The sequence below is a fragment of the Pseudarthrobacter arbutini genome, from assembly GCF_054510915.1.
On record NZ_JBTNDQ010000019.1, the window covers coordinates 1 to 22,174 of the forward strand.

13 protein-coding genes and 2 tRNA genes are annotated in these 22,174 nt (G+C 64.7%); 1 reads left to right on the plus strand and 14 read right to left on the minus strand.

Annotation, left to right across the window (positions count from 1 at the left end; translation table 11 throughout):
• Positions 1-127: 127 nt before the first annotated feature.
• The 4 genes from ACX80V_RS18870 to ACX80V_RS18885 all read right to left on the minus strand — a co-directional run bounded on the left by ACX80V_RS18870 (position 128) and on the right by ACX80V_RS18885 (position 4,141).
• Complete coding sequence (locus ACX80V_RS18870; RefSeq protein ID WP_485844446.1) at positions 128-1,330, minus strand: ROK family transcriptional regulator; 1,203 nt, start codon at positions 1,328-1,330, stop codon at positions 128-130.
• Between the two features lie 181 nt (positions 1,331-1,511).
• On the minus strand, positions 1,512-2,693 hold the full coding sequence (locus ACX80V_RS18875; protein WP_485844447.1) for a class I SAM-dependent methyltransferase: 1,182 nt from the start codon (positions 2,691-2,693) through the stop codon (positions 1,512-1,514).
• Complete coding sequence (locus ACX80V_RS18880) at positions 2,690-3,769, minus strand: FAD-dependent oxidoreductase (RefSeq protein ID WP_485844448.1); 1,080 nt, start codon at positions 3,767-3,769, stop codon at positions 2,690-2,692. The genes ACX80V_RS18875 and ACX80V_RS18880 overlap by 4 nt, the downstream gene beginning before the upstream one ends.
• 18 nt (positions 3,770-3,787) lie before the next feature.
• The gene (locus ACX80V_RS18885; protein WP_485844449.1) at positions 3,788-4,141 is read right to left on the minus strand and encodes a zinc ribbon domain-containing protein YjdM; all 354 of its coding nucleotides are present in this window, start codon (positions 4,139-4,141) and stop codon (positions 3,788-3,790) included.
• A gap of 84 nt (positions 4,142-4,225) precedes the next feature.
• Between ACX80V_RS18885 and ACX80V_RS18890 the strand changes: the two genes are divergently transcribed.
• Complete coding sequence (locus tag ACX80V_RS18890; protein WP_485844450.1) at positions 4,226-5,542, plus strand: class I SAM-dependent methyltransferase; 1,317 nt, start codon at positions 4,226-4,228, stop codon at positions 5,540-5,542.
• Positions 5,543-5,645: 103 nt separating this feature from the next.
• Here ACX80V_RS18890 and ACX80V_RS18895 read toward each other — a convergent pair.
• The 10 genes from ACX80V_RS18895 to ACX80V_RS18940 form a co-directional block, all read right to left on the minus strand.
• Positions 5,646-5,721: transfer RNA gene (locus ACX80V_RS18895), tRNA-Ala, on the minus strand.
• A gap of 165 nt (positions 5,722-5,886) precedes the next feature.
• Positions 5,887-7,488, minus strand: a complete 1,602-nt coding sequence (locus ACX80V_RS18900; protein ID WP_485844451.1) for a serine/threonine-protein kinase — start codon at positions 7,486-7,488, stop codon at positions 5,887-5,889.
• Complete coding sequence (locus ACX80V_RS18905) at positions 7,485-8,939, minus strand: FHA domain-containing protein (RefSeq protein WP_485844452.1); 1,455 nt, start codon at positions 8,937-8,939, stop codon at positions 7,485-7,487. Before ACX80V_RS18905 ends, ACX80V_RS18900 begins: the two co-directional genes overlap by 4 nt.
• Positions 8,936-9,826: a PP2C family protein-serine/threonine phosphatase gene (locus ACX80V_RS18910; RefSeq protein WP_485844453.1), complete on the minus strand. Its 891-nt coding sequence runs from the start codon at positions 9,824-9,826 to the stop codon at positions 8,936-8,938. The genes ACX80V_RS18905 and ACX80V_RS18910 overlap by 4 nt, the downstream gene beginning before the upstream one ends.
• Complete coding sequence (locus ACX80V_RS18915; RefSeq protein ID WP_485844454.1) at positions 9,823-10,959, minus strand: RDD family protein; 1,137 nt, start codon at positions 10,957-10,959, stop codon at positions 9,823-9,825. The genes ACX80V_RS18910 and ACX80V_RS18915 overlap by 4 nt, the downstream gene beginning before the upstream one ends.
• Positions 10,960-13,290: a transglutaminase-like domain-containing protein gene (locus ACX80V_RS18920; protein ID WP_485844455.1), complete on the minus strand. Its 2,331-nt coding sequence runs from the start codon at positions 13,288-13,290 to the stop codon at positions 10,960-10,962.
• Positions 13,287-14,645, minus strand: coding sequence for a DUF58 domain-containing protein (locus ACX80V_RS18925; RefSeq protein WP_485844456.1), 1,359 nt, complete (start codon positions 14,643-14,645; stop codon positions 13,287-13,289). The genes ACX80V_RS18920 and ACX80V_RS18925 overlap by 4 nt, the downstream gene beginning before the upstream one ends.
• Positions 14,642-15,616, minus strand: coding sequence for an AAA family ATPase (locus tag ACX80V_RS18930; protein WP_485844457.1), 975 nt, complete (start codon positions 15,614-15,616; stop codon positions 14,642-14,644). The genes ACX80V_RS18925 and ACX80V_RS18930 overlap by 4 nt, the downstream gene beginning before the upstream one ends.
• 64 nt (positions 15,617-15,680) lie before the next feature.
• Positions 15,681-21,725, minus strand: coding sequence for an Ig-like domain-containing protein (locus ACX80V_RS18935; protein ID WP_485844458.1), 6,045 nt, complete (start codon positions 21,723-21,725; stop codon positions 15,681-15,683).
• Between the two features lie 361 nt (positions 21,726-22,086).
• A tRNA-Ala gene (locus tag ACX80V_RS18940) sits at positions 22,087-22,159 on the minus strand.
• Positions 22,160-22,174 lie beyond the last annotated feature (15 nt).

Below are 22,174 nucleotides of genomic sequence, written 5' to 3' on the forward strand. Positions count from 1 at the left end.
TGACCACCGCGAAGCAAGGCCCTAAAAGCCAACCGCCCATCCGGGCACAATCAAGTGATTCTTCGATAGGAGCTACGCGGGCATCTTGACATGATTCCCCGGGGGAGACCCCGTTCAGACGTCCGGTTCAGACTTCCAGGAGAAGCCGCTGCGCCCGGGGCGCCAGTGTATGCTCCAGGACCAGGCAGGCAGCTCCAACGGCGCCGACGTCCTCACCGACTCCCGTGCCGACAACCTCGATGGTGTGGATCAGGCGGGCCGCACTGTTGGCGTCCACGAGCGCCGGGATCTTCTCCAGGTAGCGGTCGGCGATCCGGCTCCAGAAGGGCCCGCCGAACACAACCCGCTCCACATCAAGCGTGTTCGTGACGACGGAGACGGCCCGGGCCACCAGCACCGCTGACTTGTCGATGATCGCCAGGGCCTTGGCGTCGCCGGCATCGGCAAGGTCGCACAGCTGGGAGAAGCTCTGCTGCACTTCGGCTCCGCTGGTGTGCTTGCCGGACCCGTCCAGGATGCCGGCGGCAACGGCCTCCGCCACGAGCACCTGCGGGATGGCTGAGGACTTCACGCAGCCGCGCAGTCCGCAGTCGCAGACCGGGCCATCGGGGTCCACCACGATGTGGCCGATCTCGCCGGCGTTTCCTGACGTTCCACGGACCACCTCATCGTTGAGGACGATGCCGCAGCCGATACCGGTGCCCATGTACATAAAGATGAAACTGCCCGAGCCGCTGGGCCCGCCGGCCCATGTTTCGGCGACGGCGGCGCTGGTGACGTCCTTATCCACGAGGACGGAATAGCCGGTGGCTTTGGCCAGGGCGTCCCGAAGTTCCACGCGGTCCCAGCCCGGCAGCAGCGGCGGGTCCACCACGGTCCCGTTGTCCAGGTCGATGGGTCCCGGAGCGGCCAGGCCCAGGCCGGCGATCCGGCTGGTGTCCACGCCGGACTCGGCAACGAGCTGCTCGATCTCGGTGGCCATGGTGGACATAACGGCTGCAGGATCATTCCCGCCGGGTGTCTTAATCCGTGAATGCTGTACAACGGCGCCCACAAGATCGAGGACAACGAACGTGGTGACGGCGGGGTCCAGGTGGACGCCGATGGCATACATTCCGCCCGGGTTGAGGCGAAGCATGGTGCGCGGTTTGCCGGGGCCGCTGCCTTCCTTGCCGGCTTCGACGATCAGGTGCTGGTCCAGCAGGCGGCGGGAGATGTTGGAGATGGTCTGCGGCGAGAGGCCCACAATCTGGGCGAGCTCCACGCGGCTGAGCCCCCCGGATGACCGGCGGATGGCATCCAGGATGACCGTGAGGTTGAAGTCCCCCATGCGCGGAAGATTAGTCCCGCGCCGTGGCGCCGAGGACTGGCGGATTTCTGGCACGGTCTCCCCTAGGTTTTCGGCCGCGTATTCATGATGTCTGAATGGTACGTTACCTCCTGATCAACGCCCAGAGCCGGAGGTGGGGCCGCGCCGCGGCCGGAGGCGCCACCTTGCCGTGCTGGCACGCCTATGGCCGCCGGGTGCTGACCGCCACCGTGAACTTTGGATTGCCGCCCCTCACAGTGGTGGGACCCAGCAGCCGCTCCAGCGCCGGGAGGTACTGCAGGTGCCGGTTGAACACCGTCCACAGCTCACCGCCCGGCGCCAGGACCCTGGCTGCCGCCTCGAACAGTTTGATGCCCGCTCCGGCATGCACACTGGCGCCCAGGTGGAAGGGCGGATTCAGCAGGACCAGGTCGGCGCTTCCGGCCGGGAGGGTGCTCATGGCGTCATCCTGGAGGGCGGTAATCCGTTCCTCGAGGCCGTTGGCCTGCGCCGTGGCCCGGGCGGACGCGACGGCGGCGGCGGACCGGTCCGTGGCCGTGACCCTTGAGGCCGGGTTCTGGCGGGCGTACATGGCGGCGAGGATGCCGGTGCCACAGCCCAGATCGATGGCGTGCCCGGCTTCAGGCATCTCCGGCAGGAAGGTCAGGAGGAACCTGGTCCCGATGTCCAGTTTCGCTCCAGCAAAGACGGCACCGTGCGCAGCAACGTCCAGGTCCAGCTCGGCAAGGCGTTCGACGGCGGGACTCCACTCGTGCGTCTCAGTTTGCCGGGCGCCGCTGGCCAGGATGATCCGGGACTTCTGCCGTGCCAGCTGCGGCTGGACCGTCTCGAAGTGGCGTTCCAGGACCGCGTTCATTCCCAGGGACATGTGTTTGATCCGCCCGCCGGCGAGCAGCACTACGTCAGGGCCGGCATAACGCGCCACGGTGGCTGCGATTTCTTCAAGCTCCGCCAGCGTCCGCGGCAGTTGAAGCAGCACCAGCTCCGCGCCGGACAGTAGCTCCTCCCCCAGCGGCAATTGTTCGAACCCAGTGGCGTCAATGGCTCCGGGATCCGCCGCTGCGAGCCCCAAAGCCGCAGCGTTGTTCCGCAGGGCGCGCTCCCCAGTGATGAGATCCTCATGCACACGGACCCGGCTGACCCCCAGAGTGCCAAGCGCACCGAGGGTGAGAGCACCGTAGCGGTCGCCGATCACTGCCAGCCGGGTACGCGGTTCCGTGCGCCCTGCGGCGGCTTCGAGCAGCAGCCGGTCCGTGGCGTCCCAGGCCTGGAGGTTCGGGGCTTCGACATCCGGGTGGCGCCGGAGCGTGCCGAAGATGTCCTCAAGATTGTTCTGTGCCACTGGTTCCTGCCATCTGGTCATGTACTGGTTGTTGATGCGGTTGATGCAAGCGCGGGCAGTTTGAGGATGGCGGAGACGGCCGCCCGGCCCGCCCTGTTTGCGCCGATGGTGGACGACGACGGCCCGTACCCCACCAGATGGACGCGCGGTTCAGCTGCCACCTGGGTCCCTTCCATGGCGATGCCGCCGCCGGGTCCCCGCAGATGCAGCGGCGCCAGATGTTCGAGCTCGGCACGGAATCCGGTGGCCCACAGGATGACGTCGGCACGGAGCAAGCTCCCGTCGGTGAGCCGGACGCCGTCGGGCTCTATGGCGGTGAACATGGGGCGACGGTCCAGCGCACCCCGTTGCGCTGCCGCCCTCAGCGAGGGCGTCCAGATGAGGCCGGTCACGGCCACCACGCTTTGCGGCGGCAGTCCCTGCCGCACGCGCTCCTCCACGAGGGCGACGGCGTTGTGGCCGGCCTGGGCGTCGAACGCGGCGTCACGCCAGTCCGGTTCCCGCCGGGTGAACCAGCTGGTGCTGGTCACCTGCGAGACCTCGTCCAGCAGCCCGACGGCGGAAATTCCGCCTCCCACCACGATGACGTGCAGGCCGCGGAACTCCTCGGCGGAGACGTAATCGGCCACGTGCAGTTGCCGGCCCCGGAACGTGGCCCGGCCCGGGTAGATGGGCCAGAACGGCCGGGTCCACGTACCGGTTGCGTTGATGACCGCCTTCGCTGACCAGTCGCCGCTGTCGGTGCTGATCCGCAGGCGCCCCGCCGGATCGGCGTCTTCCCTGGCCACCGAGGTGACCTTGACCGGGCGCAGGACCTCAATTCCGAGGTCCCGCTCGTAGCCTTCGAAGTACCGACTTAGGAACTCCGAGCTGGGTTCCGTGGGATCCACGTCAGGCTTCGCGATGCCGGGAAGGTCACTGATGCCGTTGACCGTGGCCATGACCAGGCTTTTCCAGCGGTGGCGCCAGGCGCCGCCCGGGCCTTCCTCCGCGTCGAGGACCCTGTAGTCCAGCGCCCGGCGCTGCAGGTGGTAGGCGGCGGAGAGTCCCGCCTGGCCCGCACCGATGACCACAACGTCGGTGGTTACATAGTCCATGCCCCTGACCGGTTCCGGCTAGACCTTTTTCACCACGGAGGATTTGAGCTGCATCGGCCCCACGCCGTCCACCTTGCAGTCGATGTCGTGATCGCCTACACCGTCCATGAGCCTGATCCCGCGGACTTTGGTGCCTACCTTGATGACACCGGAGCTGCCCTTGATTTTCAGGTCCTTGATCACGGTGACCGTGTCGCCGTCGGCGAGGATGTTGCCCACTGCATCCTTGACGACCCTCGGCCCGGCCTCTGCCGTGGCCTCCGCTGCCTGGGCGGACCACTCGTGGCCGCATTCCGGGCAGACCAGGAGCGCACCCATCTCGTAGGTGTAGGCGCTGGAGCATTCGGGGCACGGTGGCAACGTCTCATTCACTCCCCCATGATAATCGCGCCACTGCGCTGACAGGCGCGCGCCGGCGTCGTACTGTTGGGCCTAGGCGGACGAAAGGCGAGGACCATGAAAACAGAAAAAGGGGCAGCGTCGCTGCTGGCGAACGCACTGGGCATCGTCCTGGGGACGACGGAGATACCGCTGAGGCTGCGGGCGTGGGACGGGTCCGAGGCGGGGCCGCCCGAGGCCCCGGTCCTCGAATTCAGGTCACGCCGCGCCCTGCGCCGGATCCTGTGGTCGCCGGGGCAGCTCGGGCTCAGCCGCGCCTATGTCGCCGGGGACATCGATGCCCCAGGCGACATCTTTGCAGCCTTCACGGCGCTCAGCTCGGTGGGCAAGTTTTCCGAGCCGGGCCCCTTCCGGCCCCTGACTCCGCGTGAACTGGCCACGCTGGTCAGCATTGCCGTCCGGCTGGGCGCGCTGGGCCCCAACCCCGCACCGCCGCCGGAAGAAGCAAAGGCCACGAGGAAGGGCCGGCTCCACACCCGGAAGCGCGACGCCGCGGCCATCTCGCACCATTACGACGTCGGCAACGACTTTTACGCCCTCGTGCTGGGACCCTCAATGGCTTACTCGTGCGCTGTGTGGGCGGATGGACCCGGCGGCGGCACCCCTGCCAGCCGCGGCCTTCCGGCCGGACTGGATGACGCGCAGACGGCCAAGCTGGATCTCGTCTGCCGGAAGCTGGGGCTGAAGCCCGGGACGAGGGTACTGGACGTGGGGTGCGGCTGGGGCAGCTTCGCGTTGCACGCGGCGCAGCATTACGGCGTCTTGGTAGTGGGCGTGACGCTCTCCACCGAACAGGCCGTGCTGGCGCGCAAACGTGCTGCCGACGCCGGCCTAACCGAAAACATCGACATCCGGGTCCAGGATTACCGGGATATCGCCGACGGGCCGTTCGACGCCATCAGCTCCATCGGCATGTCCGAACACGTGGGCCGGGAACAGACACCCCACTATGTCGACGTGCTGCACCGCTTGCTCCGTCCCGGCGGCCGGCTGCTCAACCACGCCATCTCCTGGAACGCCGGCCCCACCAAGCCGGACCCGGATTCGTTCATTCCGCGCTATGTCTTTCCGGACGGCGAGATGATCAGCCTGGGCGAGATGGTCAGCGCACTGGAGACCGGCGGGTTCGAGGTGTTGGACGTGGAGGCCCTGCGCCAGCACTATGCCCTGACCCTGCGGGCGTGGGTGCGCAGGCTCGAAGAGAACTGGGACGAAGCCGTCCGGCTCACCAGCCTGGGCCGGGCGCGGGTGTGGCGCCTCTATATGGCCTCAAGTGCCCTGGGCTTTGAAACCGGGATCACTGGCGTCAACCAGGTCCTGGTCCAACGTGCCGGCGGGGACGGGCCGCCGCTGCGCCGGAGTGATTGGTTCTAAGCACTCACTACTGGGCGCCCACTTCTCCGGCTCCCTGTTTGGGAGACAAAAAAATGAGCCACCCGACCGGGTGGCTCAATTTTTTGCGGACCTGCGTCCTGTTTGGTGGAGCTGAGGGGACTCGAACCCCTGACCCCCTGCATGCCATGCAGGTGCGCTACCAGCTGCGCCACAGCCCCAAACTTGTGCTCCTCCGCGGTTCAGACCGCCCGAAGCAACCTGATCAGCTTAATAGAAAACTGCGCGCGGCGCCAATCGGGAGCGCCAGCCAACAATTCATCGCTGGTTCGCGGATCCGCACCGTCAAGGCCGGGATCCGCGAACCAGCCTAGGACGCTTCAGCGCTAGGGTGCACAGGCGACGGCAGGTTCGTTGGTGGACCGGCCGGTACTTCTCCTTATCGATACTTCGATGCACGTTCTCCCGGTGGCGCCTGGCTGAACAGAGACAGAAGGATCCTTCGTGCTGGTCAGGGGGCCGTCGGTCTCGGCGTCCAGGACTCGCCAAAGATACATGTCCTCAGGTTGCGGGCTGGGATTCTGCCAACTGAAAACAACACCTTTGTCCCCGACTGTTCCCGCGAGTCCTGTGGGGGCAGGCACAATACTTTCCACCACCGGATCGAGGGGAACGGACGTCTGGGGCGCGGACTGGCCTGCGCCCTTCTTGTCCGCCTCGCCCGCTTGGCCAGTCATCAGCGTTGCGGCAATGGCACCGCCCACCACAATGACTGCAGCCGCCCCGATAATGGTTGGCACGAGCATGCGTCGCTTGGCCGGCTGGCTGACTTCTGACGACGGAGGCTCCGACGGCGGCCGCAGGAGTGTGTCTTCGATCGGCGGCGCAACAGGCAACGGGAGGCCTGCCTCATGACGTCCGGCCGGTTGTCCACCCCCGCTGGCATGCAGCCCGTCGCGGAGGACGGTGTCGTCCGGGACTCCGGCAATTGGCTGCACGTAATCAGGGTGGCGTCCACGGCTTGGAGCCTGCGGCGCAGTGGCTTCGGGGCTGATGCTGACAATGCTCCGGATCCGCGTCAGTCCGTCGTCGTCATCGTTCTCATCGATCTGATCGGCACTGTCGTCCACCACGTCCACGGGCGTAACTGCCATGTGCATATCGATCTGGACTTTTTGGAGGGCCCTGGCAAAGGCGAGGGAGGTTTCGTACCTGTCGCCCGGGCTCTTGCTCATGGCTTTCGCCAGGGCTTCCTCCAGCATGGGCGGCACGTCGTCCCGGCCCAATGCTGGGAGCGCCGAATTTTCGATCCGGCCCAGGATGTCGCTGCTTGAATTGGCAGCACCGGGAACTTCGAAGGGAGACCTGCCTGCCAGCAGGGTATAAACGGTCGCGGCCAAGGCATATACATCGGACTGGGGGCCGCTCCACGGAGGGCTGCCGAATGACTCCGGCGGCGACCACGGGATGGACATGCCCACGGCATCCTGCTGATTTTCCTGGGTGGCTGAGATGCCAAAGTCTGTAAGTGCCGGCTTGTTGTATTCGCTGATGAGGATATTGGCCGGTTTGATGTCCCGGTGGAGGATGCCTGCCCGGTGCGACGTTTCCACAGCACCGGCAACCTGGATGCCTATCCGGAGTGCTTCGGCCGCACTGAAGCGTTCGCGGCGGTACCGGACCTGAAGGTTGGCCTTCGGGAAGTACTCCATGACCAGGTACGGCCGGCCGTCGGAGGACAGTCCAGCTTGGTAGATGGTGACGATGGACGGATGCGCGGACAGTGCCGCCATCAGGTTGGCCTCAGCCGTGAACTGCTGCTCGGAGCCGGACGAGAGCCTTTCCACGAGCAGCACTTTGACGGCCACGCGCCGACCCAGCACATCCTGGTACAGGAACACGTCAGCGAAGCCGCCGGACCCCAGGACACTCTGATACGTGAAGCCCTCAATCCGGGGTGGTGGACCTACGAGTCGCTTAGGGCTCATGATTCCTCCCGGAACGTGACGGTGACGCCTTCGCCTAGATCCAGTACATCCCCGAAACTCAGCATCGTGGCCTCACGCGGGTGAAGGCGCTCCGGGTCGCGTCCGGTCCGCAGGAGACGGGTGCCGTTGGTGGTTTCCTGGTCGACGGCCAGGACATGATCGCCTTCCACCCGGATTTCCACATGGTTCCGGGATATGTCTTGGGTGGGACTTGGCACCGTCAGCAAGTACGGGACCATGTCGGCAACCGCACGGGTGCTTTTCGGCCTTCTGCCAATGATGACGTTCCGGTCCAACACCACGGACTCTCCGGTGGACACGTCGAGCCTGCCGGCGTTGCGGGCCGCCGCCGGCTGTCTCGCAGCTGGTACCGCCTGCACGGGCGTTCCGCTGCGGCGCCTCATCTCCGCCAGAGCTTCGATGGAAATGGTGTCATCGTTGTCCGGTTCGCCAGGCTCAGCGACTGCGTCCCAGGGAAAGTCCGGGAGGCCGTCGATGACGCCACCGGGGGTACTCGGCACGTGGAACGGTCTGGCGGGCGGGAGAGCGGGGTATTCCGGTGGACTCAGTACACCAGGCACCGGAAGGCTGGGCGGGTGCAGGTCGCCTGCCGTGGCGGACAGTTGCCTCTGGGGGGCCGTTGGCTCCTGCCCGGCGCCGTCGCCGTCTTCCTCGCCGCGGATGGCCGCCCCTTCCACGGACCTGGCAATCGTTTCGCCGGAGAGCAGCCAGTCGTAGTCAGTTCCTTCCGCGTCCCCAGGATCTGAGATGGTGTGGGAAGGATCGTGCACGGGGGATGCATGCCAGCCGTCCCCTGCCTCGGCCTGCGTGGACTGAGGTTCCGTCGGCGCCACGGGCTGCGGTTCAGATGTGGTGGCGCCAACCGGCACGAGTTCCTCGGCCGGCACAGGTTCGGGCGGCTGTGCCTGGACGGATACGGGCTCCGGACCCTGCTGACGATCCGGAAACGGGAGCACGACGCTCAGCCGATCCGCGCTCAGAACTACGGAGATTGCGGAGCACGGGACCACTCCGTCGGCGATCGGCAGGGACTCAGGGAGGCCGATTTCCGTTCCCGTCCCGAGAGCCGTGACGATCTGGACCATATCGGGGTTACTCGACACTCTCTCGCTCCAGGTAGACACACGGGCGCCACTGACCGTGTACTCGCCCGCGTCGTCGTCCCCCACCACACCGACCTCCAAGGGGCCCCGCACCGCTATGCCGGCTTCGGTGCCGGTAAAGCTCACAACAGCAAAGCTGGGAAGGGCCGAGAGGCTCGTCCCGAAAGCGCCCGTGAGAACATCCAGCACGCCTCCAAGTCCTTTGCCGGAACGCAGCGAATGCCAGATCCGTTCCACGAGATTGGTATCAAGGTCCCCGGGCAGCACAGCGACGCCGTGCTCGGTCACAACCCCCAGCCACTCACCGGTCCGATAGCGGTGCATCATTTCTCCTCACCTGTTCTCCGCAGGGTCGCCAGGGCTTCCCGCGGGATCGTTTCGTCCGGGTCGTGATGTTCCCCCGCAGAGCCTGCATGCTGCGGACTCGTCGTTGGCAGCTCCGACCCCTGGCCGTCAACGGCCATGGCATCGACAACCAGCACAGTGACGTTATCCCTGCCACCATGCAGGAGAGCCTCATGGACCAGTCTTGTTGCGGCATCCTGTGGTGACGATTCCTCCAGCAGGACTTCCAGGATCCGGGCATCGGCCAGCTCGTTGGTCAGCCCGTCGGAACAGACCAGCATCCGGTGACCAGCTTCAGCTGGAACGAACCAGTAGTCCGCTTCGCCGGAGCTCCCGGCGCCAATGGCACGGGTGACAACATTCCTGCCTGGGCTTCCGGCGGCTTCGGCGGATGTTAGCTCGCCCCTGTCCACCTGTTCCTGCACCACAGAATGGTCCACGCTGATCTGCTCAAGCGTGGATCCCGCGAGCCGGTACGTCCGCGAGTCCCCGATGTTGAGTACGAGCCAGTAGGGCAGCCCACCGGCTTCGGAGATGGCAACGCCGGTGAGCGTAGTCCCTGCGCTTTTTCCGGTTGCGGGCAGCCCGAGTACCCTGCGGGTTGCCTGGGAAATGGTTTGCCTCACGTCGTCGAGCCCGACGGATGGCCGCAGGGCCAGCTCTTCGAAGGAGCTCACCACCATCGAACTCGCAACCTCGCCGGCATCATGTCCGCCCATGCCATCCGCGACAAGGAACAGGGCACCTCCTGCGAGGTACGAGTCTTCGTTGGATGTGCGCCGCCGACCAGTGTTCGAGGAGGCGCCAAAGTCCACCGTGATCCGTCTCGCCGGCCCCGTCTCCGAGGCGGGACCTTCGATCCCCGTCATTCACCCACCACAGTGATCCGGAGGTCCCCGAGGACCAGGACGTCGCCGTTGCCGGCATAGGAACGCGTCGAGCTGCTGACATCCAGGTGCTCGCCTGTGGTTCGGACGATTTTGGTGCCATTGGTGGATCCCCGTTCCTGGACCCAAAGGCGGCTTCCGTCGATTCCGAATGCCAGGTGGGTTTTGGAAACCGTCTTCGTGGCATCCCGGACAGGGATCAACTGCGCGGCTGCACCCGCCGCGTGATTCGGCTGGCCTTCCGGGTCTGCTGGATTCCGTCCGATGAAGCCTCGTGCAGCCAAGTGGATGTCCTGTCCGTCATCGAGGCGGAGGCACCAGGTTCGGTGGGCCCTGGCTACGACGCCGATGCGGGTGGCGTCCAGGTCATCGTCGTCATCGGCCAAGGCCGCGGGCACTGGCTGCGGCTGCGGAGCCGGAGCATTGGGCTGCCAGGATGGCACTGACGGTGCAGCCGTCACCAAGCCCGGGGCGAAGCCCGGCGGTGGTGGCGGTGGTGGCGGAACGGGCGACGGCGGCTGCACCGGTGACACGATTGGCGTTACCGCTGCGGGCGCGGGCACTTGGGCAACGAACGGCGCTCCGTTCCGGGGCGCACCAACCGTGGCAGACTCCGCTAGCCGGCGGCGCTCGTCAATCATCCACGTGTTGGTGGCTTTGTCATGCCAGCCCCGCCGCTGCCCCGAATCGTCAAACAGGGGCGAAAAAGGCCCAACGACTATCAAGCCGCCAAGGGCGAACACCACGTTCCGCCCTGCTGCCCGCCAAAATCCGGGTGCGCCCAGTGTTTCCAGGGACACGAGCCGCACCCCAGTCAGCTTCATGCCGAGGCTCTGGCCGCGACCGAGCATGGCTACGTAGATGATGGCGAGCAAAATCCACAGGGCGGGCAGGACGAACCCGATGACATTCATCAAGGTGATGGCAGTGGAGTAATTCCCTGATTGTGCTGCGCCGAGCATCGCTCCGAATGAGGCGAAATACAGCCCGATGTAGATGCCTTGGAGCAGCAGTCCATCAATGACATTGGCCCAGATCCTGGCTCCAATGCCGGCGCTGTAAAACCCCGGACCCGCGTGTAGTACTTCGGGAATGCGCCCGACTTCCTGGACCATCTAGTTCTTCCTTTTCCTGGCGATGAACGCCATGCCAATGGACGTCCACGATCCGCGCAACGAGCGCAGCGAGGCACGTGCCTTGAACCGTTTCCACGGTCCGACGCTGTTGTTCATTGAGCCGATGATCCCGTCCACCTCCTGCCAAAAACCTTCAAGCTCATGGGGGCTTGGTTCAACGGGCCCAAACACGCCGCCGTCGATCCGTTCCGCGAGAGCCACAATTGATGACTGTGGGTACTTCGATTCCAGGGCATTGGCGCCCTCCTGCCGGGTGACGCCGGGCAAGATTCCGACGCCAAGATCGGTTGCGGCGTCCAGCAGCTCGTCCCAACCGCCGCTGAACCGGTCAGCGGTGCTGTCCGCGTTCGCGCGCCTCATCCGGCGTTTCCGTTTCAAATAGAAAACCAGGAGAACGGGACCCAACAACAGGATTGCGACGCCGAGGAAGCCTCCGCCAATCCCCAACACGGTGAGCAGCGTCCCCCAGGGGTTCCCGCCGTCGTCGTCCCTCTCGTCGTCCGGCAAAACTTCCGGCGGCAACTCCGCGGGTTTCTGCGGTGGAAGCGGAGGCTGGAGTACCTGCGCGTTTTCCTGGGACTTCTCTTTGATCTTCTGTTCCTGCGGAACCTGGTCTTCAGGGGGTGTGGGGTCGAAGGTCACCCACCCTGCCCCCTGCAACGCAATTTCCACCCACGCATGCAGGTCACTGCCCGTGATCTCGACAGCGCCCCCGCCGTCTTCCTCTGAGTGAAACCCCAGCACGACGCGGGCAGGCAGTCCCAGCGAGAGTGCCTGGAGCGCCATGGCCGTGGCGTACTGTTCGTCGTCGCCCACCATCTGCGTGGCTCCCAGCAGCGCCGCGATGCGTTCCGCACCATGGCCTGCCCTCGAAACAGCTTCACCCTGAAGGCCGTGGCTGAAGAACCCGTCGGTATGCAGCTTCGCCTCGAGCGCCCGGGCCTGCAGCAACGCGGTAGTGTTCGAGCCCGCGGCAGACTGCGCCGAACCGGACACCACGTCCGGGACTGCAGCCGCCGCAGGAAGGGCGATATCAGCGGAATCGCGATCACCCAACTGCTCATCCGACAGGACCGTGGGGATGGATACTTCCGCTGTGTAGGTATCGCCGGCCTGTAGACCGGCCGTGTTGATAGCCGTCTGGCTTTCACGGTTGTAGTGCAGCGCCTTCGTCAGGACGTCCACGCGGGGTCCGCCAAATTGCACAGTCTTAAGGTCCCCCACACCGGGAACCCAGACCCCTTTGAAGGCCTCGATCGTGACGGCTATTTCGGCCGTGACGGGCCCACGGTTTTCGCCCACGGATGAGCCGATTCTGGCAAACGAACCCGACCCCGTACCGCCGTCGCCAGCCACGTTGTACACGATGCCGTCGTACGCGTCGAGGGTGGCGAGCCGGATGCGGGCGTCGCTTGGCAAGCCGGTGACTGTGAAGAGGGTTTCGTCCTTTTGGTCACGGACGTACTTGCGGAATGGAACCAGCGGGCTTGGGTAGGCGTTAAGGTCCAAGGGAGGCACCAGGGAATCCCTCAGGACCTGGCGCTGGGTGACGGGTTCAACGGAGTAGGCAGCAACTGAGCCGAACAACAGGCCAGCTGCCAGGACTCCGGCGCCGGCGGCTATGGCACGGACCCGCAGGGACCTCCGCCATCCGCCGCTGTCCGCCACGTGGGGTTGCGGGGCGACCATTCGACTGCGGTGGCCTCGGCTCCATGCGTACCATGCGAGTGAACCTGCGAACACGAATGAGGCCCGCAGCACGGGTTCCACCGGGTCCTTGGTGCCGAATGCCACAGCCACCACAAAGTGTGCCGCCACGGGAAGTAGGGCCACGGCCGGCCGGCTGAGCCGGAGTGCGAAGCTGCCAGCCAGCACGCCGGCCAGCAAAGCTGCCAAGTACGGCAAGACTGCGAGATTCTCATACGTTCCGGCCGGAGGCTGCAGCGTCAGGAGCTGCTTCCAGGACAGCACCGGTCCCAGGGCGAGTTCGCGCAGGGTCTCCAGCGTGGGCACTGCACCTGCGATGGCCGTGGGCCGCAGCGCGATGGCTCCCCCGAACAGGAAGTAGGCCACTGTTGTGGCGCCGGCTATCGAGAGGATTCCCCACCGCCAGCGCGCTCCCAGCAGTGCAACGCCCAGGCCCAGGAAAGCGCCTCCGAGACCGGCAACAAGGTAGTCAGCACCTTCGAACACACGGCTGAAGCCGAGTGTCCCGGTGGCCAGAAGCAAGAGGAACAAGCCGAGCTGGACCAGGTCGCTGATCAGTGTCCCTGGCTCCAGTGCCCGGCGGGAAGTGGCTGCCTGTGTCATTCGCCGACCCTCCGCACTCCGCGGGAGAGGTCCTCGAGGTGCCCGAGCGTGAGCATGGAAGCTCCAGCGATGCTGCGCAGTCCCAACTCTTCGTCCCGGACACACCGTATGACAGTTGTACGGACACCATGGGGAATTTTCCGAATCGCTGCTTGAATCTCTCTCATGTCCACACGGCCACCGAAAATGACTGTAATCACCGAGGCATTGGCAACATCCGTTGCCACTTTCTGTGCGAATGCGCCCGGGGCAGAGTGGCGCGGCTTCGCAAAAGCTGCATCGAACGCGTCGACTGCAGCCAGTCCGTCGAGGAGGCGTTTGCCCGTGGGGGACGGGACCACGTTGTCGTGGGTTACGACCGTGACCTCCTTCTCTTCCCGCAGGCTCTGGAGGGCAATCGATCCGCACACTGAGATGGCCAGCTCAAACTCGACATCGTCCTGGTAGTGCTCCGGGTTAGTGGACAGTGCGACGGCCAGGTGGGATCGCCGCGTCTCTTCGAACTGCCGGACCATCAGCTTGCCGGTGCGGGCACTCGACTTCCAGTGGATGTAGCGCCGGTCGTCGCCTGGCACGTACTCGCGGAGCGCGTGGAACGAGATGTCGTCGCTCGCCAGATCCTTGGTGGGCAACCCGTCAAGATCCCGGAAAAGGCCTGACGATGAATTGCTCAGTGACGTAGTCCGCGGGTGGACAAACAGCGGCACAGCCTCTGTCCACGCCAGCTGGCGGCGAAGCAGTCCCAGGGCGTCGCCCCTGATTGACCTGACGGGCCCCACCGAAAGGACCGTTCTGCGGTTTGTCGGGATGGTGAACAGCTCTTCATGCGTTTCGCCGGAGTCAAGGCCAGGCAGGTGGAATGAGGCCAGGCCCTGTCCAACGGGCAGTTCAATCCGTGCGGGCAACAGCCTGTGCTTCGCAGTGTTTTCCACGTCAACCCGGCCCACCGCCCGTTCACCGACAACAACCCGGTTGCGGGCGAGATCGAGGGTGACGCGGTACGAGAGCTTGCCCAGCACAAACGGCAACGCCACTACAACGAGCGCGACGGCGATGAACGTCCAGGTGTTCAGCTCCTGCCACCCCCAGGCCACTGCCCCCGTGGCCGACAGGGCGGCCACACCCATAACGGCCCAACCGAACGACGTGGGCACTTTCAGCAGGCGCGCTGCGGCCGCCGCTGCAGGGGAAACGAAGGGTCCCGCGATCCTGCCGATCGGGGCACCGTAACGGCTGACGGCTGACAACGCCGTTCCGATCCTTCTCCTTGCTGCTGCCGCTCCGGACGATGCTCCCCGCGCGGCGGCTGCGACCGCTGCCCGTGCGCTTTTCGCGCCGGTGATGACCTGGCTCATCCAACCGGCTGCTTGGCCAGTGGCGCAGCCACATCGGCGAGCACCCTGGACAGCACCTTTTCCGCGGTCATGCCGGTAAACTCGGCCTCCGGGTCGATGGTGATGCGGTGCGTCCAGACCGGTGCGGCGAGCCGCTTGATGTCGTCCGGCAGGACGTAGTTCCGGCCGTTCGCTGCCGCCCAGACCTTGGCCGCCCGGATCATGGCGAGGCTGCCTCGAATTGAGACGCCGAGCTGTGTTTCGGGCGCGTGGCGGGTTTCCTGGGCCAGTTGGGCGGTGTACCTCAACACCGCGCCGTCCACGTGGACCCGCGCGGCCAAGTCCGCCATGTCTGCAACCGCCTTGGTGGTGACTACGGGGCTCAGTGTTCCGGCGGGGTTACGGACCGCCGCGCCGGCCAGGATCTTCTCGGCCGAATCGAGGTCCGGGAATCCGATGGACGTCTTGATCAGGAACCGGTCAAGCTGGGCTTCCGGAAGCCGGTAGGTGCCGGCCTGCTCGATCGGGTTCTGGGTGGCGATGACCATAAAGGGCCGGCCCACCTCGTGCCCCACACCGTCTACGGTCACCCTGGATTCCTCCATGACCTCCAGCAGCGCGGATTGTGTCTTGGGCGATGCACGGTTGATCTCATCGGCCAGCACAATCGAGGCGAAGATCGGCCCCTTGTGGAAGTCGAACTGCCGGGTCTGCTGATCGTAGATGGTCACGCCGGTGACGTCGGATGGCAGCAGGTCAGGCGTGAACTGGATACGGTTGTTGGTGCCCTGGACACTGGCCGCGAGGGCGCGCGCGAGTGACGTCTTGCCCGTACCGGGGGCGTCCTCCAGGAGCACGTGCCCTTCAGCCAACAGTGCTGTGCAGACAAGCCGGATGGTCTCGGGTTTGCCCAGGACTGCCAGCCCTACGTTGTCAACAAGCTTCGCAAACGTGTCCGCAAACCACGCGGCGTGTTCCTCTGTCAGTGCCATTTCGTCGTTCCTTCGTTTGATTTGCTGCCGTTGAAGATGCGGCTGTGCGCCGTGGGACCAGGCGTTACCATGCGCCCTGTCCCTGGTAGCGGGTGGTAGTCATAACGCCAATGATTTCGACTTCGATCCACTCGTGCCCTAGTCCGCCATAGTTCGTCCAGCAGTTCAGCTGGACGGAGCCGTCAGCCGGGAAAAACACGGGCGCCATGTTGGTGCCATTCGGCCATCCTCCTGGCGAGCCGTCGGCACGGCATGTATACCGGTAGTTACCCGCGGGGAAGTTCCGCGTGTTGACAACCACGTTGTACGCATTTCCGGTGTTGTGGCTTCCCCTTGAGATCCAAGCTTCCTTGGGGGGCGGATCGGCGCTGCGGGCGGAGGCCGAATTTGTGCTCGACTGGCCGGCGGCGTCGGTGGCACGTACCTGGATGCTGTGCGTTTGTGAATAGCCGTTGCCGACCTCGCGGCTGCCGCTGCCAACACCGACGCCGGACCAGCCGCCGCCGTCCACGTTGACCTCCATGCTGACGATGTCGCGGCCGTTCCGGGCCGGGGCTGACCAGTTGAACGTGACGGTCTGGCTGTTGCCGTTGGCCGTTACGCCGGGCTGACCTATAGGCCCGTAGGGGGCAACAGAATTCGACGGCGCGGAAGGTGAACCCTCGTAGCGTTCGCCGTCGAGCGTTGTGACGCCGCGGACGGCGATGGAGTACTGCCCGTTGTTCGGCACTCCGGCCGTGATGCGGTTGTTCACCCAGTCGGACCGCCAGGCGCCGCCGCTGACACTGAACTGGTAGCTGATTTCGTTCGCGTTTGCTCCGTTGGCCGATCCTGGCGTGTACGTCACGGATACCTGGTTGTCTCCCGCAGTGGCCACAACATTGGTGGGAGCTCCGGGTGGCACAAAGGCCCGTCGCGGTGCCGACGGAGCGCTGGCATTGGAGGCCCCGGCCTTGTTCCGGGCGGTCACGGTGAACGTGTAGTCCGTGGAGGATGTATCCACGGAAACCGCCTGTGACAGCTGGCCGGCAGGAACGGCCACCGTCTGAACTACGGCACCGCCTCTCAGCACGTTCAGGGAGTAGCCGGAAACCGGGTCACCATTGGGGTTGGCGGCGGCCCATGAGACCCGGAGCTGCGCCTGGCTGCCCACAGGGCTCAGACGTTCAGTGGTGGGGGTTCCCGGGGCACCGGGGATGCCAGCCGGAACACTGTTCACGGGGTCCCCGCCGTAGGGTCCCCACTCTGAGGGCTGCGGGGCCTTGTTATGGGCCTGCACGCGGAACTGGTAGCTGGACCCGTTGTCCAGTCCCGTCCAGGTCACCGAATTTCCTGTCGCTGTGCGCTGCGAGGCACCCGCAAAGGCACCGGAAATTTCTACCGTGTAGGAAGACACAGCGGAGCCGGGGCTGGCGGGCGTGGGCCAGGACACCTCGATCTGCTTATCTCCGTACTTAAGCGTGGGCGCCGCAGGCGCTGTTGGCCTCGCATCCGGTCGGGCAGGGGCGGACGCGGGAGAGGGCTGCGACTCCCCTACTGGGTTCTTGGCCGTTACCGTGAAGGTGTATTCGACGTCGTTTGTCAGGCCGCTCAGGGTGCACGTAGTGGTGGCGCACGCCTGGCTGAATCCCTGCGCGGACTTGACCGTGTATCCCGTGATTTCCGCGCCGTTGTTCGACGCCGGCGCCCAGGACAGGACAACCGTACGGTCCTGGATCGAGGCAACACTCGGCGTTGACGGCGCATCGGGTTTGCCCTTGACCGTCAGCCTAATGCGGCCGTCAACCTCGCGCTCGGGATCTCCCGTGGCGTCGGCGATCCGGTACCGCACCACCATCGTTCCCACGAAGTCACCGCCAGGAGTCACCACAACCTCGGTTCCCGAAACGGTGGCCGTCCCGGTACCGGTTTCCACCATGGCGGACACGAGCTTGAGTGCCTGGTCCGGGAACGGGTTGGTGTCGTTGGCCAGCACAGCAACGCTGCTCGGCTTGCCCTGCTGGGCGTCGGTGAGGACATCGTCGGTTGCCGTGGCCAGCGGCCGGGTGGAACCTGTCACCTTGACTTCCACAATGCCGGTCACGGGATTCGACTTTCCGTCGGTCACTTCAATCTGGATGGTGCCCGAGGTCCCCTTCGACGTTTCCTTGGCCGCACTTACCAGGAGTTCCTGGCCTTCGACGGCGGCGGTCACTCCGGCTGGCACCCCACCGGTTACCTTGAAGGCCAGACGTTCCAGGTCGCCCGGATCGTTGTCCTTGGACATTGCAGCCAGGCTGACTCGCTGGGCCGATTCACCGGGAGCCACTTCGACGCTTCCGCCAACGAACGTGGGCGGCCTATTGGACGGGCTCAGGACGGTGATGGGCAGCGACAGCACAGCTTTTGTGCCGGTGGGATCGTCCGGTCCGTTGCCGTCGGTCACTTCAAAGCTGACGGCGTCCGCTCCCGCGTAGTCCTGCACTGACGTGTACACGAGATGCGACTCGTCCTTGACCAACGGTTCGCCGTTGGAATGTGCGGCTTTGACGCTTTCGGCCACAGTGATCCGCGGTGTCTTTCCCTCTCCAACGATGACGTAGTCGGCGAGGCTGATGGTGACGGGCTCGCCACTCTTCACTTCAACCGGCTTGATCGGCAGCTTTAGGCTGGGCCTGCTGCGGTCTGAGCCCGGGACGAAAACGAAGGCGGAAGCCGTGAGTCCGTCCGCGTCTGTCACGGTATACACGACGGTCTGTGCGGTTGGCTGGAGCTTGACTTCCACCACTCCGTCAGCCAGCACCGTTGCCGACGCATCCTTGACGCCCACCCTGAGCTGGGAGGCCACGCCGTCGGGATCTTCATCGTTGGCAAGGACCTGGACGGTGACAGACTGCTTTCCCGCAATCTCTGCGGCCGGGACACGGTCGTCCCTGGCGATCGGAGCTTCCAGCTTGGCGTCGGCAGAGACGGTCACCTGCAAAACGCCGTCGGCCTCGGCGCCCCAGGTGTCCTGCACCTTGTAACGGATGGTGAAGATCCCTGGTGATTCCGGGGCGTCAACAAGGACTCGGCTTGAGACCACCCTGGCCTGCATGCCGGCCGGGACGTCGAGCCCATCTGCCACGAGCGACAGCACGTCACCGTCAGGATCTGTGTCATTGACCAGGACCGGCACAACCACTTGGCGCCCCGGACGGACAGTGTAGACGTCCTTGACCGGATAGGGCTTCTGGTTGCTGGCCGAAGGCAGCGAGATGCCCACCAGCACTGTGGCCTGCGCTTCCGCGCCCAGTCGGTCCCGCACCGAGTACGTAAACGTATCTGTGCCTGCCGAGTCCTCGAAGGCTTCATAGACCAGCCAGCTCGCACCGACCTCGACGATTCTCCCCTTGACCGGTGCCGACACCTGTCCCAGGAGTTCCACTGAGTCCCCATCAGGATCGATCTGGTTCATGGAGATGGGGATGCGGACAGTGCTTCCGGCCAGGACCCGAGCTGTCGCGTCAAGTGGCCGCGGCGGTGTGTTGGTTTCCGCGTTCGGGCCAACGATACGGATGGTCACGTAGCCGGAATCCTTCTGGCCTAGTGAGTCCACCACTTCGTACGTGGCGTACACCGTTTTGGCAGTGTTTCCCGCCCGGAACTTCAGCGAATTCTCGGCGATGAACATGTCGCCGTCGTTCGGATCGATAAACGGCTGGATAAGGTCGGGATCAAGGGAGATGGTGTCCCCGTTGGGATGGTGGTCGTTGTCCAGCACCGGGATTGACACAACATCGCCGGCCCGGACAGTGGCGGTGTCGTCAACCGCAACAGGAGGCTGAAGCTTCGACGGAGCCGGGACTGGAATAACCAGTACCTCCCCCTTGGCTGTCAACGCGCCATTCGAAACGGTGTAGCCGATGCTCGTGGGGCCGGCGATGCCGGAGAGGTCTGAAATCCGCAGGACCCTGTGTTCGAGCACGGCGACATTGAGCCCGGACTGAGCGGGTACGGAAACAGACTGGACCACCAGGATGCCGCCGGCAGGATCAGAGTCATTCTGCAGGACGTCCACCAGCGTGTCGCGGCCAACGGGCAGCAGTGCCACGTCCCGGACCGCGATAGGCGGAAGGGATCCGGCGCTGGCCTCCTGGACATCCACGCGCACCAGGCCAAGGGCGGATCCGGGTCCGTCAGTGGCCAAATACTGGACGTAATAGGTTCCGGGCGAGGCAGCAGTCACCACGAATGTTCCTGCCGAGTAGTCCGGGGTGAGCGTCAATCCGGCGGACTCATCCACTTTGGCCAGCCTCAGCGGGCTCCCGCTTGGGCTGACATCGTTGAGCAGTGGGGTCACTGTCCCGGCCTGCCCGGCGATGATCGTGACGTGATCGGGATTCGCGATGGGTTTGGTGGTGCCTACTGCCCGGACATCAACGCGCATGGTGCCGTCGCTGCTGTCCTGTCCGTCAGAAACAACGATGGACATTTCCTGTGGCCCGAGGACGTCACCGGTGGCCTTGTATGTGACCACGCCGTCCGCGCTGAACTCTAGATCGCCTGTGCCCGACGTGGCGGCGGCGGCGAGGAACAGGTCGTCGCCGTCGGGATCCGTCCAGTCCCCCAGCACGTTCATGGTCCCGGTCCCGCCCTGCTCAAGCACGAGGTTTGGGATGCGCTTTTGGACAGGAGCCTTGTTGGAGCCGGCAGCAGTCACTGTCAGGGAAACGGATGCTTCCGCCTCGCCACCCCGACCGTCGGAAATTTTGTAGCGGAAACCATCGGTTCCCGAAGCCTCATCCCTGACATCAATCTGCAGCGCCTTGCCACCATAGATCGGTTGGACCGATCCGATTTTCGGACCTTCGCCTACCACTCTTGCTGTCAGGAGGTCTCCGTCAGGATCGTTGTCGTTGTCCAGGACTGACAGGATGATCGTGCGGCCCGGGCGTACGCCCAGCTGGTCGTCCTGGGCCACGGGAACCCGGTTCTGGTCCTCGCGTTTGGGCAGGGAATTGGACAGAGACTCGGTGGGAGAGTCCTCCTCCTGTTCCTCGTCGTCTTTGTCCGGCAGGGGTTTGACGTCGTCCCAGTTGTTGGCCATAACCATGTTCTGGTTGACGAGCCACACGACACCGCTGGAAAGGTCGTTCAGCACTACAACATCCCTGTTGACCCTGAACACCAACTCGCTGCGGGTTTGAGTCTTCTCAAGGTCCTTGAGGAGGTCATCGCTTTCGCCACGGCAGTCGCGGACATACTTTCCGGAACCGTTCCAGGCGGCGTACGAACAGCCGCGCAGGTGGACCGGAGCAATGGCGCTGCCCTTGGCGCCGGTGTCCGTGATGACCGCCTGCCCACCATCGAGTGGCTGTGTGACGAGGCCAGTGGCGGTGGCAATCACAACGGAGTCGTTGTCCGGGCCACTCTGCTGCAGGACGGCGCCTTCGGCGTTGTCCACTTTGACTGACTTGCCGCCGGGCAGGAAGAGGGTGGACGTGTGGGAATCGAAAACAACAGTCTGGCTACCCACAGCCGCGACAGATAGCTTGGATTCCGGAGTGATTCCCTGGAGGGTCTCCTGCGACGGCGCGCCAAAGGCGCCTTGCCCGGTTACGGGGATGGTCATTACTTGACCGTTTTCGCTGGATGCAGCCCGGATGGTTCCGTCAGTGCCAACGGTGATCGTCGCATTGGCCCCCAGCTCCGCCAACGGTTCAGCGCCGGTGTCCATGGTGAGCGATGAGAGTTGATCGGCAACGGTGGAGAAGATCTTGCCGGTGGCGGCGTCCAAGGCAGCGACTGTCTGCCCGCCGAGGGCAAGTACGGCGGACGGCGAAACCTTGATATCCGTGCCGAGAATGACGTTGGCCGGATCAACGGCATTCAGGGTGGCATTAGCGCGGTCATGGGTGAGAACCGTATTGCCGCTCTGGAGGAGTTCCACCTCGCTGGATTTTGATTTGAGCCCCGAGTCAAGGACCTGGGCCTGGTAATTGAGGTGACCGACGAGGAGGCTGGCCGGCTTGGTTACCCACACGCCGCCGTCGTTCAGTTCAACATCTGTGGTTTTGTGACCTTCGTAGATAAACGCACAGAGCGTAATAACCAGGCTTAATGCCGTCAGTAGCGCGACGGCGCCCAAGGACTTTCCACGCGCACCCAAAAAAGACAATCGTTCCCCCAAGCTGAATGCCCCTGGTCAGCGCAGACCTACCGAGTCCGTCCTCCAGATGATGGGGAAAATGTATCACCCGGAAGTTCACGAATTGGCGGCAATTTTCTCTATTGCACATTTATGACGCAATTGCGAGTCAAGTGGGACACGGCTCTCAGAATGGTGCGGGGAACTGCGCGGAATGGGAGCGGTAATCTCCGGCACCGCAAGATTCCCAAGCATGTTCACATATCCGGACCTTCAAAGCCCAGGTCTGGGCATAAGCCCCGGACTCTGCTGGGTACACAAAAAATCCGCCGGAATCTTTCGATTCCGGCGGATTATCCGGTGGAGCTGAGGGGACTCGAACCCCTGACCCCCTGCATGCCATGCAGGTGCGCTACCAGCTGCGCCACAGCCCCGGACCTTCGTTACTC

Bases quoted from the DNA above. Each gene is read 5' to 3' on its own strand.
- ACX80V_RS18870 (WP_485844446.1), bottom strand. From the start codon at position 1,330: ATGGGGGACTTCAACCTCACGGTCATCCTGGATGCCATCCGCCGGTCA.
- ACX80V_RS18875 (WP_485844447.1), bottom strand. From the start codon at position 2,693: ATGACCAGATGGCAGGAACCAGTGGCACAGAACAATCTTGAGGACATC.
- ACX80V_RS18880 (WP_485844448.1), bottom strand. From the start codon at position 3,769: ATGGACTATGTAACCACCGACGTTGTGGTCATCGGTGCGGGCCAGGCG.
- ACX80V_RS18890 (WP_485844450.1), top strand. From the start codon at position 4,226: ATGAAAACAGAAAAAGGGGCAGCGTCGCTGCTGGCGAACGCACTGGGC.
- ACX80V_RS18900 (WP_485844451.1), bottom strand. From the start codon at position 7,488: ATGAGCCCTAAGCGACTCGTAGGTCCACCACCCCGGATTGAGGGCTTC.
- ACX80V_RS18905 (WP_485844452.1), bottom strand. From the start codon at position 8,939: ATGATGCACCGCTATCGGACCGGTGAGTGGCTGGGGGTTGTGACCGAG.
- ACX80V_RS18910 (WP_485844453.1), bottom strand. From the start codon at position 9,826: ATGACGGGGATCGAAGGTCCCGCCTCGGAGACGGGGCCGGCGAGACGG.
- ACX80V_RS18915 (WP_485844454.1), bottom strand. From the start codon at position 10,959: ATGGTCCAGGAAGTCGGGCGCATTCCCGAAGTACTACACGCGGGTCCG.
- ACX80V_RS18920 (WP_485844455.1), bottom strand. From the start codon at position 13,290: ATGACACAGGCAGCCACTTCCCGCCGGGCACTGGAGCCAGGGACACTG.
- ACX80V_RS18925 (WP_485844456.1), bottom strand. From the start codon at position 14,645: ATGAGCCAGGTCATCACCGGCGCGAAAAGCGCACGGGCAGCGGTCGCA.
- ACX80V_RS18930 (WP_485844457.1), bottom strand. From the start codon at position 15,616: ATGGCACTGACAGAGGAACACGCCGCGTGGTTTGCGGACACGTTTGCG.